Origin of the sequence: Marinococcus luteus (assembly GCF_900106595.1) — a bacterium.
In the GTDB taxonomy this organism is placed as follows: domain Bacteria; phylum Bacillota; class Bacilli; order Bacillales; family Marinococcaceae; genus Marinococcus; species Marinococcus luteus.
On sequence record NZ_FNNC01000001.1, the window covers coordinates 806,385 to 821,618 of the forward strand.

Annotated in this window: 17 protein-coding genes; 8 read left to right on the top strand and 9 right to left on the bottom strand. The window is 41.9% G+C overall.

Annotated features, from left to right (window positions below):
- Window positions 1-139 precede the first annotated feature (139 nt).
- Both BLV22_RS04005 and BLV22_RS04010 read left to right on the top strand, forming a co-directional pair.
- Complete coding sequence (locus tag BLV22_RS04005; protein WP_091611585.1) at window positions 140-460, top strand: ArsR/SmtB family transcription factor; 321 nt, start codon at window positions 140-142, stop codon at window positions 458-460.
- A 29-nt stretch (window positions 461-489) separates the two neighbouring features.
- The gene (locus BLV22_RS04010) at window positions 490-894 is read left to right on the top strand and encodes an ArsI/CadI family heavy metal resistance metalloenzyme (protein WP_143030951.1); all 405 of its coding nucleotides are present in this window, start codon (window positions 490-492) and stop codon (window positions 892-894) included.
- Between the two features lie 489 nt (window positions 895-1,383).
- Here BLV22_RS04010 and BLV22_RS04015 read toward each other — a convergent pair whose 3' ends face one another.
- The 8 genes from BLV22_RS04015 to BLV22_RS04050 form a co-directional block, all read right to left on the bottom strand.
- Window positions 1,384-1,662, bottom strand: coding sequence for a hypothetical protein (locus BLV22_RS04015; RefSeq protein WP_091611591.1), 279 nt, complete (start codon window positions 1,660-1,662; stop codon window positions 1,384-1,386).
- 167 nt (window positions 1,663-1,829) lie between these two features.
- Window positions 1,830-2,435, bottom strand: coding sequence for a class I SAM-dependent methyltransferase (locus BLV22_RS04020; protein ID WP_091611593.1), 606 nt, complete (start codon window positions 2,433-2,435; stop codon window positions 1,830-1,832).
- Window positions 2,436-2,559: 124 nt separating this feature from the next.
- Complete coding sequence (locus BLV22_RS04025; RefSeq protein WP_091611596.1) at window positions 2,560-3,432, bottom strand: DMT family transporter; 873 nt, start codon at window positions 3,430-3,432, stop codon at window positions 2,560-2,562.
- Between the two features lie 393 nt (window positions 3,433-3,825).
- The gene (locus BLV22_RS04030) at window positions 3,826-5,391 is read right to left on the bottom strand and encodes a malate:quinone oxidoreductase (protein WP_281241093.1); all 1,566 of its coding nucleotides are present in this window, start codon (window positions 5,389-5,391) and stop codon (window positions 3,826-3,828) included.
- Window positions 5,392-5,610: 219 nt separating this feature from the next.
- Window positions 5,611-6,273 carry a 3D domain-containing protein gene (locus BLV22_RS04035; protein ID WP_176967638.1) on the bottom strand — a complete coding sequence of 221 codons (663 nt, stop codon included), beginning with the start codon at window positions 6,271-6,273 and terminating at the stop codon, window positions 5,611-5,613.
- A 534-nt stretch (window positions 6,274-6,807) separates the two neighbouring features.
- Entirely contained in the window at window positions 6,808-7,461 is a 654-nt protein-coding gene (locus BLV22_RS04040; protein WP_091611604.1) for a hypothetical protein, read from the bottom strand.
- Between the two features lie 51 nt (window positions 7,462-7,512).
- Window positions 7,513-8,295 (bottom strand): hypothetical protein, encoded by a 783-nt coding sequence (locus tag BLV22_RS04045; protein WP_091611607.1) that lies wholly within the window; start codon window positions 8,293-8,295, stop codon window positions 7,513-7,515.
- A 417-nt stretch (window positions 8,296-8,712) separates the two neighbouring features.
- Entirely contained in the window at window positions 8,713-9,018 is a 306-nt protein-coding gene (locus BLV22_RS04050) for a hypothetical protein (protein ID WP_091611610.1), read from the bottom strand.
- A gap of 302 nt (window positions 9,019-9,320) precedes the next feature.
- On the opposite strand from BLV22_RS04050, the gene BLV22_RS04055 reads away from it, so the two are divergent.
- The 6 genes from BLV22_RS04055 to BLV22_RS14980 all read left to right on the top strand — a co-directional run bounded on the left by BLV22_RS04055 (window position 9,321) and on the right by BLV22_RS14980 (window position 14,096).
- Window positions 9,321-9,887 (top strand): DNA-3-methyladenine glycosylase I, encoded by a 567-nt coding sequence (locus BLV22_RS04055; protein WP_091611612.1) that lies wholly within the window; start codon window positions 9,321-9,323, stop codon window positions 9,885-9,887.
- Window positions 9,888-10,049: 162 nt separating this feature from the next.
- Window positions 10,050-10,385 carry a hypothetical protein gene (locus BLV22_RS04060; RefSeq protein WP_091611614.1) on the top strand — a complete coding sequence of 112 codons (336 nt, stop codon included), beginning with the start codon at window positions 10,050-10,052 and terminating at the stop codon, window positions 10,383-10,385.
- A gap of 632 nt (window positions 10,386-11,017) precedes the next feature.
- Window positions 11,018-11,479 carry a hypothetical protein gene (locus tag BLV22_RS04065; protein ID WP_091611617.1) on the top strand — a complete coding sequence of 154 codons (462 nt, stop codon included), beginning with the start codon at window positions 11,018-11,020 and terminating at the stop codon, window positions 11,477-11,479.
- A 102-nt stretch (window positions 11,480-11,581) separates the two neighbouring features.
- Window positions 11,582-11,833, top strand: coding sequence for a hypothetical protein (locus BLV22_RS04070; RefSeq protein WP_091611620.1), 252 nt, complete (start codon window positions 11,582-11,584; stop codon window positions 11,831-11,833).
- Between the two features lie 232 nt (window positions 11,834-12,065).
- Window positions 12,066-13,709, top strand: coding sequence for a Na/Pi cotransporter family protein (locus BLV22_RS04075; protein WP_425433781.1), 1,644 nt, complete (start codon window positions 12,066-12,068; stop codon window positions 13,707-13,709).
- A 225-nt stretch (window positions 13,710-13,934) separates the two neighbouring features.
- On the top strand, window positions 13,935-14,096 hold the full coding sequence (locus tag BLV22_RS14980) for a hypothetical protein (RefSeq protein ID WP_176967639.1): 162 nt from the start codon (window positions 13,935-13,937) through the stop codon (window positions 14,094-14,096).
- A gap of 449 nt (window positions 14,097-14,545) precedes the next feature.
- Here the strand turns inward: BLV22_RS14980 and BLV22_RS04080 are convergent, their stop codons facing one another.
- Complete coding sequence (locus BLV22_RS04080) at window positions 14,546-15,082, bottom strand: YceI family protein (protein ID WP_091611625.1); 537 nt, start codon at window positions 15,080-15,082, stop codon at window positions 14,546-14,548.
- Between the last annotated feature and the right edge of the window lie 152 nt (window positions 15,083-15,234).

The window sequence follows — 15,234 nt, forward strand, 5'->3', positions numbered from 1 at the left end:
CGCTCCCCGTCACTGAAAAATTTCAATAATGGAGAAACTGTATATCAATTTTTTTTGATTTATTTATTGTTTTTTCATATCGCTCCAGCCTATACTTTTATTACATCAAAATAAATTGATATAATAAAGGAGCCCTTTTATGAACTCACTACCGTCTCCTTCCAAATCTGACGCAGCTTTTCCATTCACTGTCTATGAACAGCAGTTCAAAGCCCTGGCCGACTCCCAACGGCTAGAGATTTTGCATCATATTACAGCAGCAGGCAGCGTGTGTGTCTGTGATTTGACTGAACGTATGAATCTTCCGCAGTCCAAGCTTTCGTATCATTTAAAAATTCTGCTCGATGCTTCACTCATCGATCGCGAAAAACACGGCACCTGGAATTACTATATGCTGAACGACCAGGCCCTAAATCACCTGTTGTCTGAAGAATTGTGCTGCCTCTTCCGCGGAAAATAAAAAATTCCACTTGAAAACCAGGAGGTTGAATCATGAAAATTCATATCGGATTAAACACCAGCAGCCTTTCCAAAGCCGTAGCGTTTTATACCCATCTGTTTAACGAACCCCCGGTCAAGCATAAGGAGGATTACGCCAAATTTCTTCCAGCCGGCGTGCCTGTGAATTTCACCTTAAATGTTCATCCCGATGTGACCGGCAACCAGGTGGAGCACTTTGGCCTGCAGCTCCCGGACGCCGACACCCTCGCCTACCATAAACAGCGCCTGCAGCAGGAAGGATTTCTCGCCCGTGAAGAAGCAGATACGACATGCTGCTACGCTCTTCAGGATAAGTTCTGGGTTACCGACCCCGACGGCAACGAATGGGAATTCTTCTATACTAAAGCAGACGTTGAGACTGCCGCCAGAGAATCTGACTGCTGCGCTTTCTAATGTCAGCGATGATTTATATGTTAGTATTTAAATCAAATTATAAAGTAATATAGTGTAAAAATTACTTCCAAATGGCGTTTGGCTGTGCTTAAGGTAATGATAAAAGCGCTGTGACCAGTAAATATCAGCTGATTCTATGCAATTTTTAGCTCCAACTGCCGATATTCCTGCGCACCCAATCCAGAACTTCTTTAGCCGATCCCGATGCTCCGCGTTCTCTATGTTCTGCAGTACTCTGAAAAATAACCCATTTACATACCTGTCCCTTTTTTGCTAACATCCTGTAAAATTCCTCATCCAGTACTGCTACATACAGAACGCTAATCGCCAACGTAAATTATTTACTCATTTCTAAAGCTTTGAAAGTTAATTCTGGGTGACTTAATTTATAGAATTGGAGAATTAGCATTTAATTTAAAACCAGGGAAGGCTGGATCAACTCCAGCCTTCCCTGATTATTTCAATTATTTATTTCTTCTTAATTCTCTATTAAATATGCTCTTTGATTTTTTGAATAACCTGGTTGGTAGCATCTTCCCCGTCCTCTGCCCGGATGGGATCTACTTCAATGTAATTGCTCCGGTTGGTCAACTCTTCGGCCCAACCAATAAAGAGATCTTCTTCATCGTCCTTGTCCACAATGGAAATCTCCCAGTGAACACTTTTATCCTGACGCTTCAATTCAAAATAATACTTTGCGATTGGCATTAATTCCGCTTCGGCTGTCCCGTCAAACTGCTCTTCTAAACTTTTCGGCTGGTTAGCCATTAAAATACTCCTCCTGTTTAAACACTTGCGTGTACAAAAATTTGAAGCAGCAGAAACTTAACTGCTTCTCTTCGTTTATTTCCGTTTAGGTTCTTCATTAATCATTGAATGTGAAAGTTCGCACTTTAAAAACGCTGGTTTAAATAAATCAGTACTGCTTTCTTATATTATCCGGCCGGCCTTGTCCAAAGCAGATAAAGATTTCCCAACTGGGCCCGTTCATGCTTTACAATTTGCAGCTCCGAAGCCTCGACTATTTCTAAAATATCCCGGTCGTGATGACAGCCGTATAATTTTAAAAGTAAAGGATTCAGGTAATGCTGCAGCCACCGCAAACCTTTATTGTCCATTAATCCATGCTCAAGCAACAGAATCTGGCCTTCATGCCTGCACCATGTGTTTAAAAGATTCAATACCCGAACTGGATCTTTGTAGCAGCAAATTGTTCCTGTGGAAAGAATCGTATCAAACGTATTTTCCGGAAATGATAAATGCTCTATTTCAGATAAAATAAAATCAGCATCTATTTTATATTCTTTTGCCCCAGCCGCTGCCACTTCGAGCATATCCGGACTGAAGTCAACCCCGGTATAATCAGAGTCGTAAGGCAGAAAAGCATAATTCATCCCTGCCCCAACCGCAATTTCCAGTGTTTTTCCTTTTACCGACCCGCATATCTTTCTTCTCCATTTATTATCTGCTTCATCTCTTCTATGCTTTTCGTGCTTATGAGCCTGTTTGTTGAATTTCTGCACCAATTCTTCATTGTTCATTTTCAGCCCTCCTCTTTTTTCCATGTACTTATGGTTCAGAGATGACTGTTATTAAAATATAGAGTCTTTCACTTCGATTATACTATTTTCTATTCCTCCGTTCGTTAAATTTTCCTCATCATTTCTACAGCTGATATGCTTTCTGCTGCTGAATTAAAAATAATCCAACACCGAGCAGCACGATAATCCCACCGATAATCTGCAGGGCGACCACTTCTTCTCCCAGAATGAAAAACGCCAGAATGGTAGCTCCAACCGGTTCTCCTAAAATCGTCATGGAAATGGTGGACGTGTTAATAAAGTTCAACAGATGATTGTAAATGACGTGGGCGATCGTCGGAAGAATCGCAAGCAGCATAAATATCTGCCACTCTTCAGCCCCGTATCCCCTTACTGGAATACCGGAGACTGCATTAAAAACATGCAGCGATATCCCTGCCACAAAAAACACAATAAAGCTGTACAGCCAGTGCGATACCCGCTTCACGACGCGCTGGCCGATCAATAAATAGACGACCACCGCTATCACGCTCAAAAAGGAAAGCAGGTTGCCGAGTAATGCAGAGCTGCTGCTGCGTCCAAGGTCTCCCAGTCCAATAATCACTACCCCAACAATCGAGAGGCTGATCGTGATCAGCTGCGGCACACTGATTCGTTCTTTATAAATCAAAAAGCCGCCGGCCAGGGCTACTACCGGCTGCAGGGCCAGAATAATGGTGGAGCTTGCCACCGTGGTCAGCTTTAATGAGCCAAACCAGAGCGCAAAATGCATACCAAGGAAAACGCCTGAAAAGACAAAAAGCACCCACTCCTGTTTTTTGATGTTTTTGAAATCATGCCTTTTTAACCAGACAAACGGGAGCAAAAACAAACTGGCAATATACATGCGGTACATGCTGAGAATTGTGGCCGGTGCTTCGGACCATTTTACAAATATCGCCGCAAAAGAAATCGCGATAATAGAAATTATCAGTAAAAATGCTGTTGATTTATTCATCCTTTCTTCTCTCCATCCTTTATTATCATCTCTTTTTGTTTTGATATAAAGAATCTTATCAAACCAGCGTTTAAAATTCCGGTATATAATTTCCTATTTTCAGTTACTTTTTCCCGGTGCTTAAATTCCTATAAATGCTTCTTATAATATTTACAAATTCAAAACGAATGGAAACAGAAGCACGCAGCGGGCTCCGGCCCTCGATGCCCTTCTTCGCAGCGATTGTGTATACTGTTGTTGCTTTAATAATAACGATCCACTATTACCGGGGTTACTTTTTCTAAATTTATGGGAATCTTTCGCATGTCACTGATTACTTTCAGCTCCCATCAAAAAAATCCTCTTTTCAGCTGTTTAAACTGAAAAGAGGATTTAAAATAATTAACATCGTAATTACGTCATTTGCGGCTGTTTTTGATTTTTCAATCCAAGCACCTGCTCGGTAGACTTGTGAATTTCCTCAATCATCTCTGGATTTTCTGACAGGTTAATGCCGTATGAAGGGATCATTTCTTTTAGTTTTGGCTCCCATTCACCGAGATGCTGTGGGAAGCATTTCTCGATGATTTCGAGCATCACAGAGACTGCAGTCGATGCGCCCGGAGATGCTCCAAGAAGCGCAGCTATAGAGCCATCTTCCGCGCTGATCACTTCTGTGCCAAACTGCAGAATGCCTTTTCCTTCCTCGGTATCCTTAATAACCTGGACCCGCTGGCCCGCTACAAGCGGCTCCCAATCTTCAGTTTTGGCGCTTGGAACAAATTCTCTAAGCTCTTCCATCCGCTGTTCCTTTGACTGCATTACCTGCGAGATCAGGTATTTCGTTAATGGAATATTTTTGGCTCCCGCCGCCATCATTGTAATCAGGTTATCCGGCTTGACGGAGTTCAATAAATCCATCAGTGAACCAGTTTTCAAAAACTTTGGAGAGAAGCCGGCAAACGGGCCGAACAAAAGCGTCTCCTGATTATTAATGTACCTCGTATCCAGATGCGGCACAGACATTGGCGGTGCTCCCACGGGCGCTTTGCCGTATACTTTACCGAAATGCCCGTTTACGACCTCCGGATTCTGACAGACCATAAACTGGCCGCTTACTGGAAAACCACCGATACCCTTCCCTTCTGGAATACCGGATTTTTGCAGCAGATGCAGGCTTCCCCCGCCTCCGCCAATAAACACAAAATCGGCCTCGTGCAGTTCAAGCGTTTCTTTTTGATGATTGCGCACCTTCACTTCCCAGGTGCCCTCTTCGTTACGCGTAATATCATCCACGTCATGGTTGTATTTCATTTCTACATTGTTCTTTTCCAGATGACTAAACAGCTGACTCGTTAACGAGCCAAAATTCACATCGGTGCCGTCTGCAATTTTAGAAGCAGCTATCGGTTCTTCAATCTGACGGTCCTTCATCATTAACGGCATCCACTTTTCAAGCACTTCCGGATCCTCCGAAAATTCCATTCCTGAAAATAATGGATGCGCAGACATTTTTTCGTAACGCGTCCGTAAAAATGAGACGTTATGATCGCCGCGCACATAGCTGATATGCGGCAGAGGCATAATGAAGCCGCGTGGATTATGGATCAAGTCGCTTTTCACCAGATAGGACCAAAACTGTTTGGATACCTGGAATTTTTCATTGATGCTGATAGCCTTACTGATATCAACGGAGCCGTCCGGCTGCTCATTCGTATAATTTAATTCACATAGAGCCGCATGGCCGGTTCCCGCATTGTTCCATTCATTCGAGCTTTCTTCTCCCGGCTTTTCCAGCTTTTCAAACACTTTGATATTCCAGTTCGGGGACAGCTCTTTCAGCAGTGCACCTAATGTTGCACTCATGATACCGGCCCCGATTAAAATGATATCTTTTTCACCCTGTTGTTTATTCATTTCTTTCCTACTCCCTACATAATAGAAAAAGACGTCTCCTTTTGGCGGAAATCTTCCAGCCATATTTTGTTCACGTCAGGGAGGCATCTTTTCCAATAATTTTACACCAAATATAGATTATCATTATTAGACACAGATTAAAATCATTATTGCTAATATAATAACCGTTTATGACTCAAGAAAAACAATTAATACAATACAATAACCGCTATAACCTTTTTCGAGCCTAAAAAAACCGAAACCGGGAACTAATCCCCAGTTTCGGTTCGTTTATTATAATGATTAGTCGACTACTGTTACTTCAACGTCCTGACGGCCGAAGGAAAGTGCTTCGGAGTTGGTTGGTACGTGAACGTCGATGCGGTTGCCGTTAATTGCGCCGCCTGTGTCTTCTGCTTTATACGTGCCCATGCCTTCCACTTCTACTGTGGAGCCGAGTGGGATTACGTCCGGATCAACAGCGATAACGTTGGCGTCACGGTCGTTGTTCAGGTTAACGCCTGTCGCAGTGATGCCGCTGCAGCCTACACATTCAGCCGTGTATGCTGTAGCTTCCACTGTCATGGTTTCGCCGCCGCTGGTGCTGTCGGAAGACTCAGAAGTTGAAGCGCCTGCTACTTCTTCACTGGAAGAATCAGAAGATCCACCGAGAGCTGCCTGTGTTTCCGGTCCTGCTACGCCGAAGTAGTTGCCGGCTGAAGAAGAAATGCCGTTATCTGCCTGAAAGTCTTTGACAGCACTTTCTGTTCTAGGTCCGAAAGTGGAGCCGGTGTTTCCGTGGAAATAACCTTTTTCCTTCAGCGTATCCTGAAGCTCCGCAACAGAAGAGTTAACGTCGCCTCTGTCCATTTGACCGTGGTCGCTGATGGATGCGTCCGCTGCCTGTGGTGCTCCGAATACTACGCCTGCTGTAATTGCTGTACCGAATAATGTTTTTTTCATCATGTGAATCGTCCCCCATAAAATATAATTAATTTGTTTATTCGTCCTAATGACGAAATCCATTGAAAAGTGTACCTATATGTTTACTTGCCTTTACGTCGTTACTGCATTGATTATCGTGTTGTTTTACTGCTGATGTTTTTTTGTGCTGTCTCTCAAACACAACGCTACCGATTATGCCTTGAAAAAGCACAAATGGCAATAACATTAATTTAGTTGTAATCTAACCTTAATAGTTTTTCATATTATGTAAAATTGACGGGCCTTACTGCACATATTTCACGAAAAACTTCCGTATTTTTACTCATTACTAAAGAGAATACATTTAAAATATTACGCGATTGTTACAATAAGCCCGTTTTTACGTAACATTATTAGAAACAAACAAAGAAAATACTTTTAATTTTTGCTTGCAGGGGGTAAATTTATTGATTTTACGCATTGCAACAGCATTTCAATAGCTAAAAAACCCCATGCAGCTCTTCTTTTTGAGAAGACTGCATGGGGCCGTGTACCTTTGAATCTCTATAGCAAGATTTATTTCACCTGCTTGTATGAAGTAATCTCCAGGTCTTCGTCTACGGTGGCTTCGTACGTTTCTACTTTCGTTTTTCTGCCATCGTTGTTCAGCACATCAATCTTTATGTGCCATATGCCGTCTTTTTCTTCCGTAGAAGTAATACGCTTTGGTTCAGCTACATAGTTTTCGAAAAATGCATTGACGCTGTCCATTACTTCGGTAAGCCGCGGTCCATTCTGTTTGGATTTTTTCTTTTTAGAAAGCGCCGGTTTTCCTTTCGCGGGGGAGTTCTGCGTGCTCCCTGCATTTTTCAATTGCGGCCTGCCTTCATTTTTAGAAACCATTCTTGCTTTTTTAGGTGTCTGTTCTTCATCTTTATTCTCTGAGGATGATCCTGACATGCCGGGAATTTTCACTTTCGATTTTTCTGCGGTCTGCTTTACGCTGTCTTTGGCTTCCCCAGCTTTTTTTAAAGGCTTCTTCAAGAAGGAAGCTGCTGCCCCGCTTTCATTTTCTTCCTCCGAAGCATTGGTATCTTCCTTCGAATCTTCAGAAGATTCGTCTTCGCCGTCGTTCTTTTTCATTCCCTTTGTGATCATCGGAATAGCTCCTCCGATCAAACTTCCGGCTGCCATCAGCCCGTAGGTAACTTTATCTTTTTTATTAGTCATTATGTTTTCCCCTTTCTTTACTGCCCGAATCTGAATAACCCTGCCGAACCTTTATTTGTCGGCACGGGCTTTGATAGACGAAGCTTTTTTTCCGTTTCTGCTGTTTTTCGCGGCATCTGCTTTAATTTCTTTCATTAAATCGTCCCACGAGTTCTCCATAAAGTCGTTTTTCACCTGCTGCTTGAGCTCTTCTCTGAGCTTTGTATGCATGTCGTCCTTCCATTCTGCAGCCAGGGTACGTGTAATACTACGGACGAGACTTTCATGTGCAGCTTTCGATAGGAAAGAGGTGGACGTTGGAGCTGAGCTTTCTTCGCTGCTGTTATTCATTTCATTTCCAGACTCGTTTTCGTTATTATTCTCAGCCGGAGCTTCTTTTGTCTCTTGATACGCTTCGTTAACCTGCTCCATAATCTCCTGAATCATACCGTCTTTATCTTCTTTCGTTATTTGCAATCCACTGTCTACCGCCAGTTTTTTTACAGCCTGCTTGTCTATCGAATACAGGTTAATCTCTTCTTCATTTCCATCTTTATTCGTAATAATGACTCCGGCATAGTTTTCTTCATTTTTTTGACTCGCAGACGCGTCTTCTGCATTTTCTGTTTCCTCTTGTTGAATCGTCAGCTTAGCACCGGGGGCCTGATCTATAATTTCATCAATCATATCCTGTTTTCTGGTTGATTTAACTTTTAAGCCGCTGTCTTTTGCCAATGCTTTAATAGCTTTATTACTCAAAACGCGAAGATTTACCCTTTCTTCCACTCCTCCATTATCGACGATGACTACTGCCGATTGTTGATTTTCATCGGAAGTTGATTCTCGTACAGCCATCGGTTATCCCTCATTTCCCGCCCGTTTCCGGAGATTTTTCATAAATTTCTTCACATTTAAGCTACTTTACCTTATATACCCATTAATCAAACTTAGTGAGTACAAAATTTTATTTCACGTACATTGTTCAAAAGCCTACACTAAATAAAACAGCCGCCTTAAATAAAACAGCCGCCTTTCTCTCGAAGAGAATAAGACAGCTGTCATTAAAAACGGTTTTCACTTGTTTATAAGCTTAGGTCTAAAGAACTCCATCAAACTATTTCATAAAATAGTTAACATAATGATCAAGCAGACATACAAAACAGCCCTTCAAGTTTCAAGAAAACTCAAAGGGCTTATTAGATATATTTATGGTTTTAAGTACAGCACTCATAAAAGGACCTGTAATCGAGCAAAACCTTCCTCTTTTTTTCATTATACAGCCAAACGATAGTAATTAAGATTCTCGCCATACAGCTTCCGTTTCTCTATGAACCCTAATCGTTGTAATTTTCTAACTTTTTTACGCAAATAACGCTCTGTCATTTCTGTTTGAGCTGCAAGTTCAGTCTCCTGGCAATGAAACCATCCATCTTCCAAAAATCCAAAATAAGCAGTTTGATCTTTAAATTCGTTTACGAGCGCACTGTATATTACCGCTTCCCCGTATCCAACCTCTCTTACAATTGCTGGATTGACATCTTCATTTAGTGATTGTTGATATTCTCTATTTTCCAGCAAAAGCCATCCCTCCATTATTTCCAGATTGTTTGGCGCGACTGCTGCTTTCGGTTTTTCCAGATTAATTCCAATGATTATATTCTCTCTCCACCGATTCTTTTCCCCATCCTAGCGCATAAAAAAGCTTTTGAAAACCATTACATTACAAAAATGTAACAAGAAATCTGCTTTTGTTTGAAGTTGATTGCAGCCTTTGATTGTAACTTTTTAAACCAGACAAAGCCCGATGCTTCAGCACGTCCTGCCTTATGATATAGTTATTTTATTCCAATCAGTACAGTGATCAAAAGGAGGGATGTCATTTGGAAAGATGTTCGTGGTCCCAAAAAAATGAACGTATGCAAGAGTATCATGATAATGAATGGGGACGTCCGAATACAGATGACAGTTATTTATTTGAGCTGCTCACGCTGGAAGGCGCTCAGTCCGGGCTGTCCTGGAACACGGTGCTCGCTAAACGGAACCATTACCAGGAAGCTTTCCGGCAATTTGACATTCAGGAGTGCGCCTCCATGACAGACGAAGACCTGGAGCATATCCGGCATCATTACGGCGTGATTAAACATTCTGCCAAATTAGCCTCTGTGCGGAACAACGCTGCAAAAGCCCTGACAATTCAGGATGAATACGGAAGCCTGTCTTCCTTTTTTTGGCGGTATGTTAATTTCACCCCGATTATCCATGAGCGCAAAGAAGAAACAGAGGTTCCTTCTTCTACAGAGCTGTCCGCCCAAATAAGCAAGGAATTGAAAAAACGGCAATTTAAATTTGTCGGGCCAGTAACGGTGTATTCATTTATGCAGGCCATTGGTATGGTGGATGACCACGTTCAAAGCTGTCCTTACCACTCTAAAAATATTAATGCTTGATTTGGAAGAAATTTAAAGCCTTCGTCTTTCTTCAAAACAGTCCTGTCGCAAAATCAAAGCTCTCCTCTCTGTTAATACTTTTATTTTTGCTTTTCGCCGGGAATATGAGGCTTAGATTTCATCCAATAATTTAACCGTTGTACAGAAAGAAGGGCGACTGCTATGGAAGAAACAAAATACCGGACAGTGATGCTTCAGGAAGACGGCACGTTAGTGGAACGGCACTACACCCGGGGACAGTTGTTCGGCCTGGGACAAAACGTAAACCTTCGGGACAGCCACTATCATGTGCTCCCAGATGTATGGGCTGTGGGATTTTATGAACTGCCGGTAGAAATTGGAGAGGTTTGGGCTGAAACAAAAGAAGCCTCCTTTCCTCTCCCGGCTATTTTTTTCAGTTATAACCCGCATACCCAGGCCATGGCTAATATGAGTGACAAATTGATCGAACTAACGAAATCCGAAATACAGCAGGCTGAGATCAGAAAAAGCCATTAGCCACAAAAAAGCAATGCCTTTCCTTTTAACGGAGCGGCATTGCTTTTTATTGGATACAGTTTTTGACGTCTCATTGCGCTGGCTCCTGCAGGCTCAATTTGTTTTCGGCTGTAGTTTGCCGTACTTTTAGTTCCGGAGTCAGGATAATCGTTCTGTTTGACTGTTTTTCATAACACAGACTCTTTCAAATGTTTTTCTTCCATTTTTGTGAGTTTGTATACTTTTACTTGCACTGATGAATCGTACTATTTATTATATAGAACTGTGATTTTCTCGGTATGTATTTATGTACTGAAATAAAAGTATAAGTTTTTACATAAAATTGATTTGTTTTTACATGAACGCTTACTCCCCCAAGGTTTTTTATTTATATACATAATTGGCCTGCTCCTAAATCATGTATATATTATGCGTGTTTTTACACAAGTGAAATTAAGACCTTAGATATGAGTAAAATCTCATTAAGCGGGAAAATAATTTAATAAATAAAGATTTTTATAGTTTTCAAAATTTTGTTATAAAGCGGGTTTGGCATTTCATCCTTTCCGCTATTCAGCCCGAGTTGTTTATATTTGAAATAAAAGCTTATCTATTATTGAAATGCTGCAGGCCCGGAGAAAGGAGCAGCATTTATGAAATACGAAATGAAACATGCTGTGTATGAAGAAATGATAGAGCACCTTGACCATAAAGAACCTTCAAGCGTGGAAGATTTTGTCCAGCAGGCAGCAGAGGATTTTGAGATGACTCTGCTGCTTCCTTTTTATATGTACTATTACCACCCTCACGAATGGCAGAATTACTCCCTGTTTGCTGACGATCCTTTACCAAAGACGCTGAACTATGCCGCCTATATTGCACTTGATGCTCCTGCACTTAATGTAGACCCAAAACTTAAGCGATTCTTTTATGGCACCTACTGTATTACTTCCTCACCCCCCGACGACCGGACGATGCTTTCACTGGAGGAATGGACAATGCATTTATTCCGGAAATACTGGCAGCTTTATCAGAAAACCTCGTTTTTCGGGAATCGTGTAGAAGTTTTAGATAGCCAGACGTCCCGTTGGATTCCAAAGACTACTCCGAGATAACAGCAAATACAGTTGGCCGGGAAAACCGAAAAACAGCTGTTTTCAAACCATTCCCAACTCAAATTGAGAAACGGCCTGGGGTTCCCAAGGAGGGATTATTCTATGACTCCGCTGATTATCGGCTACACCATCCAGGGGACGGAAATTATTGTAGGCACTCCTGAAAGTTTAGCGTCGTTTGCAGACGAACCCTGCGTGGCGGTTCATGAGGATATCGAAGTGTTGTTCCGTACTTTGCATCCATTTGCTGTCAAAGGAGTGACCATTCGTTTTCTCCCTGATGTTCAATCATTAAAAACTGCCTGGGAGATTTATGATATCAGTGGTTCTTCTTACCGGTCACCTTATCATTAAATGTTTTTTCAGTTGAACGTAAAGTAAAGCAGACTCCATTATGCCGGAGTCTGCTTTACTAATTATATAGATATGAAAGGAAGTCTTTTTCCCCCGCTCCCCTCTCCTCCTACCTGCCTTTACAAAATCTTAACAATTCCTTTATTTACACTACGGGTTCTCATGCTTTAAAACTGTAGAGGGTATTGCAGTAACCTGTTTTAGTTAGACATCAAGGGGAGGAATCATTGTTTTGGATATTCAATCGCTTTTGTTTACGTTTTTCGGTGGTTTGGGCATCTTTTTATTCGGTATTAAATTCATGGGAGACGGGCTTCAGAAGATTGCTGGTGACGGTCTCCGCAACCTTTTAGACAAATTTACGAGTAATCCGTTTCTGGGCGTCCTTACCGGGATGGTTGTCACGATTCTCATTCAGTCGAGCTCGAGTACTACTGTCTTAACCGTGGGGCTGGTCAGTGCAGGGTTTATGACCCTTCGGCAGGCCATCGGAGTTATCATGGGCGCAAATATCGGTACCACTGTTACGGCTTTTATTATCGGTATCGACCTGGAAGCTTACGCACTGCCAATTTTATTTATTGGAACAGTACTGATCTTTTTCTTTAAAAACAAAAAAACCAACAATATCGGTCAGACATTTTTCGGCTTTGGTGCCTTATTTTACGGTTTAACATTGATGGGCGAAGGCGTCGCACCTTTAGAAAACCTTCCGGCCTTTAACGATTTAACTATCAGTATGAGTACTAATCCACTTCTTGGCGTACTGGTCGGCGTGTTATTCACCGTTGGCCTGCAGAGCTCGTCGGCGACCATCGGGCTGCTTCAGGAATTGTTCAGCCAGGGAACCATTCCACTTGATGCCGCGCTGCCAATTCTATTTGGCGACAATATCGGCACGACAATTACGGCCGTGATTGCTGCCATCGGTGCCTCTGTCGCAGCCAAACGGGCAGCGATGATTCACGTGATTTTCAACGTCCTGGGTGCGGTAATTGTGTTGATACTGCTTGTTCCTTACACTGCATTTATCAGTTATCTGCAGGACGCCTTGCAGCTTAATCCGCCAATGACGATTGCGTTCGCGCACGGAATTTTCAACGTTACCAACATGCTGATTCAGCTGCCGTTTGTCGGTGTGCTTGCCTATATCGTAACCAGGCTGATTCCGAGCCGCGAAGAGGAAATTGACTACCAGACAAAGCACCTCGATCCATTGTTTATACAGCAGTCTCCTTCTATCGCACTCGATCAGGCAAAACTGGAAACTTTGCGGATGGCAGCTTACGCTGAAAAAGGACTGAAACAGAGCGAAACGTATTTAGAAACCAAGAACAAAAAAAATGCGGAAAACATTGTCCGCTACGAAGAAGCCGTGAATAACCTGGACAAAAATATTACCAATTATTTAACTGGTATTTCTTCAAGGTCTCTTTCTTCCGAAAGCTCACGCCAGCATTCGGTTCTGATGGATACCACAAGAGATATCGAACGTGTGAGCGACCACGTGGAAAACCTGATGGAGCTTGTTGATTACCAGGTGTCCAACAAAGTGACTCTTTCTCCGGAAGCTTACAAGGATTTAAACCAGATGTACGAATTAACGATGAGTACATTTTCTCAATCAATTGAAGCGCTCGAGCAGGATAATCATGAAATTGCCAGTCAGGTGCTGAAGCAGGAAGAAGAGATTGACCGGCTGGAACGGAAGCTGCGCAAAAAGCACATTCTGCGGCTTAATGAAGGCCAGTGCTCCGGTTCCGCCGGCATTGTATTTGTAGACTTCCTAAGCAACCTCGAACGGATCGGTGATCATGCGGTAAATATTGCAGAAACCGTTCTTGATGACGATCACAAATTGAAACAAAGCAATTGATAAAACAGGCAGCGCCCTTACAGTTTGGGTGCTGCTTTTTTTATCCAAATAACTAACCTCTACAGTAACCTGTCTTTACTTTTCATAAATGATAAAGCCTATACTCTCGTGCTTATTTACCATTTTTAAACATATAAACCATTTATCATCTAAATACCTATTGTAAAAGCTGTAAAAATCCAACATACTGGGATTAGTGATAACTTTCAGAAAGAGGGGCTTGAAATGAAAAAGAAAAATAGTACAGACTGTCCAAAAGTGTTGGCCGAGCTGGATGAAAAACAAGCGCGTCTCGATAAGTATCGGAAAGAAATACGGGAAGGCAACAATAAAGATGTGAAAGATCTTGACGATTTAAACAAACCTCTTCAAAACAAAAAAGGTTGAACTGAATTTTATATACCACTGTGAATTCAGCGTCTTAAAATATAGAAGCATTTAATTGATACAGCTTTTGAATTAACAGCTTTTCATTAAAAAGAGCAGGTCTGCTTTTCTGGGCAGAACCTGCTCTTTTTGGTATTATTATTTTTATATGCGCTGCCTGTGTGCATACTGTCTTTCACAGTTGATTTTCTATTAAAACCCTTTTACAGCAGTAATATTCACCTTTCCCTTCGAAAGGAGCGATCAAAGCTATGTGGCATTTTATCAAATTGTATTTAGGACTCGCAGTCGGGCTCGCAGTCTTTTTTGCTCTTGTGCTGTTAGCTGCCGGTGCCTACGGATAAGTTCTCCTTTTAAGATTTTCCTGCCCCAGGTTAGTTAAAAAAGCCTTTTCGATGTCTCCTGTGGAGCTCTAAAAGGCTTTTTTCTTATGAATTTTCGCTTTAGCTTTAATCCTGCTTATGCAGTTCCATCTCAATATTTATTTTCACATCTTCGCCAACCAGTACCCCGCCTGTTTCCAGTGTGGCATTCCATGTTAAACCGAATTCTTTCCGGTTGATGGTTGTCTGGCCACTAAAGCCGGCTACCATATTTCCGCTCATCGGATCTTTGCTTTGTCCCTCAAATGTAACATCTACAGTAACTTCTTTGGTTGTGCCTTTAATCGTAAGATCTCCGGTCACGTCATATTCACTTTCTCCTGTTTTCTTAATCTCCTTGCCTACGAATGTCATGTTAGGATAGTTTTCAGCATCAAAAAAGTCTGCAGACCGTAAATGACCGTCACGGTTTTCGTCACCGGTATTAATACTCGCTACATCAATCACCACTTCAATTTCTGCATCTGTTAAGTCTTCCACGTCCACCTTTAACGTGGCGTCAAATTTGTCAAACGTGCCTTTTGCTCTTGAGATCATCATGTGCTTTACCGAAAATCCAATTTCACTGTGCACAGGGTCAACGGACCAGGCTGTTTTTGCCATAAGTAACTCCTCCTAAAAATTCGTTCAATTCCATCAATGAAACTACAACTAGTATAAAGGTATCAAGTCTTTAAATCTACTCTTCCGCCTTGAAAATAACAAATATTCCGTCATTTCCAAATAATTTCTCTTTATTTATTAACGCTATTTTT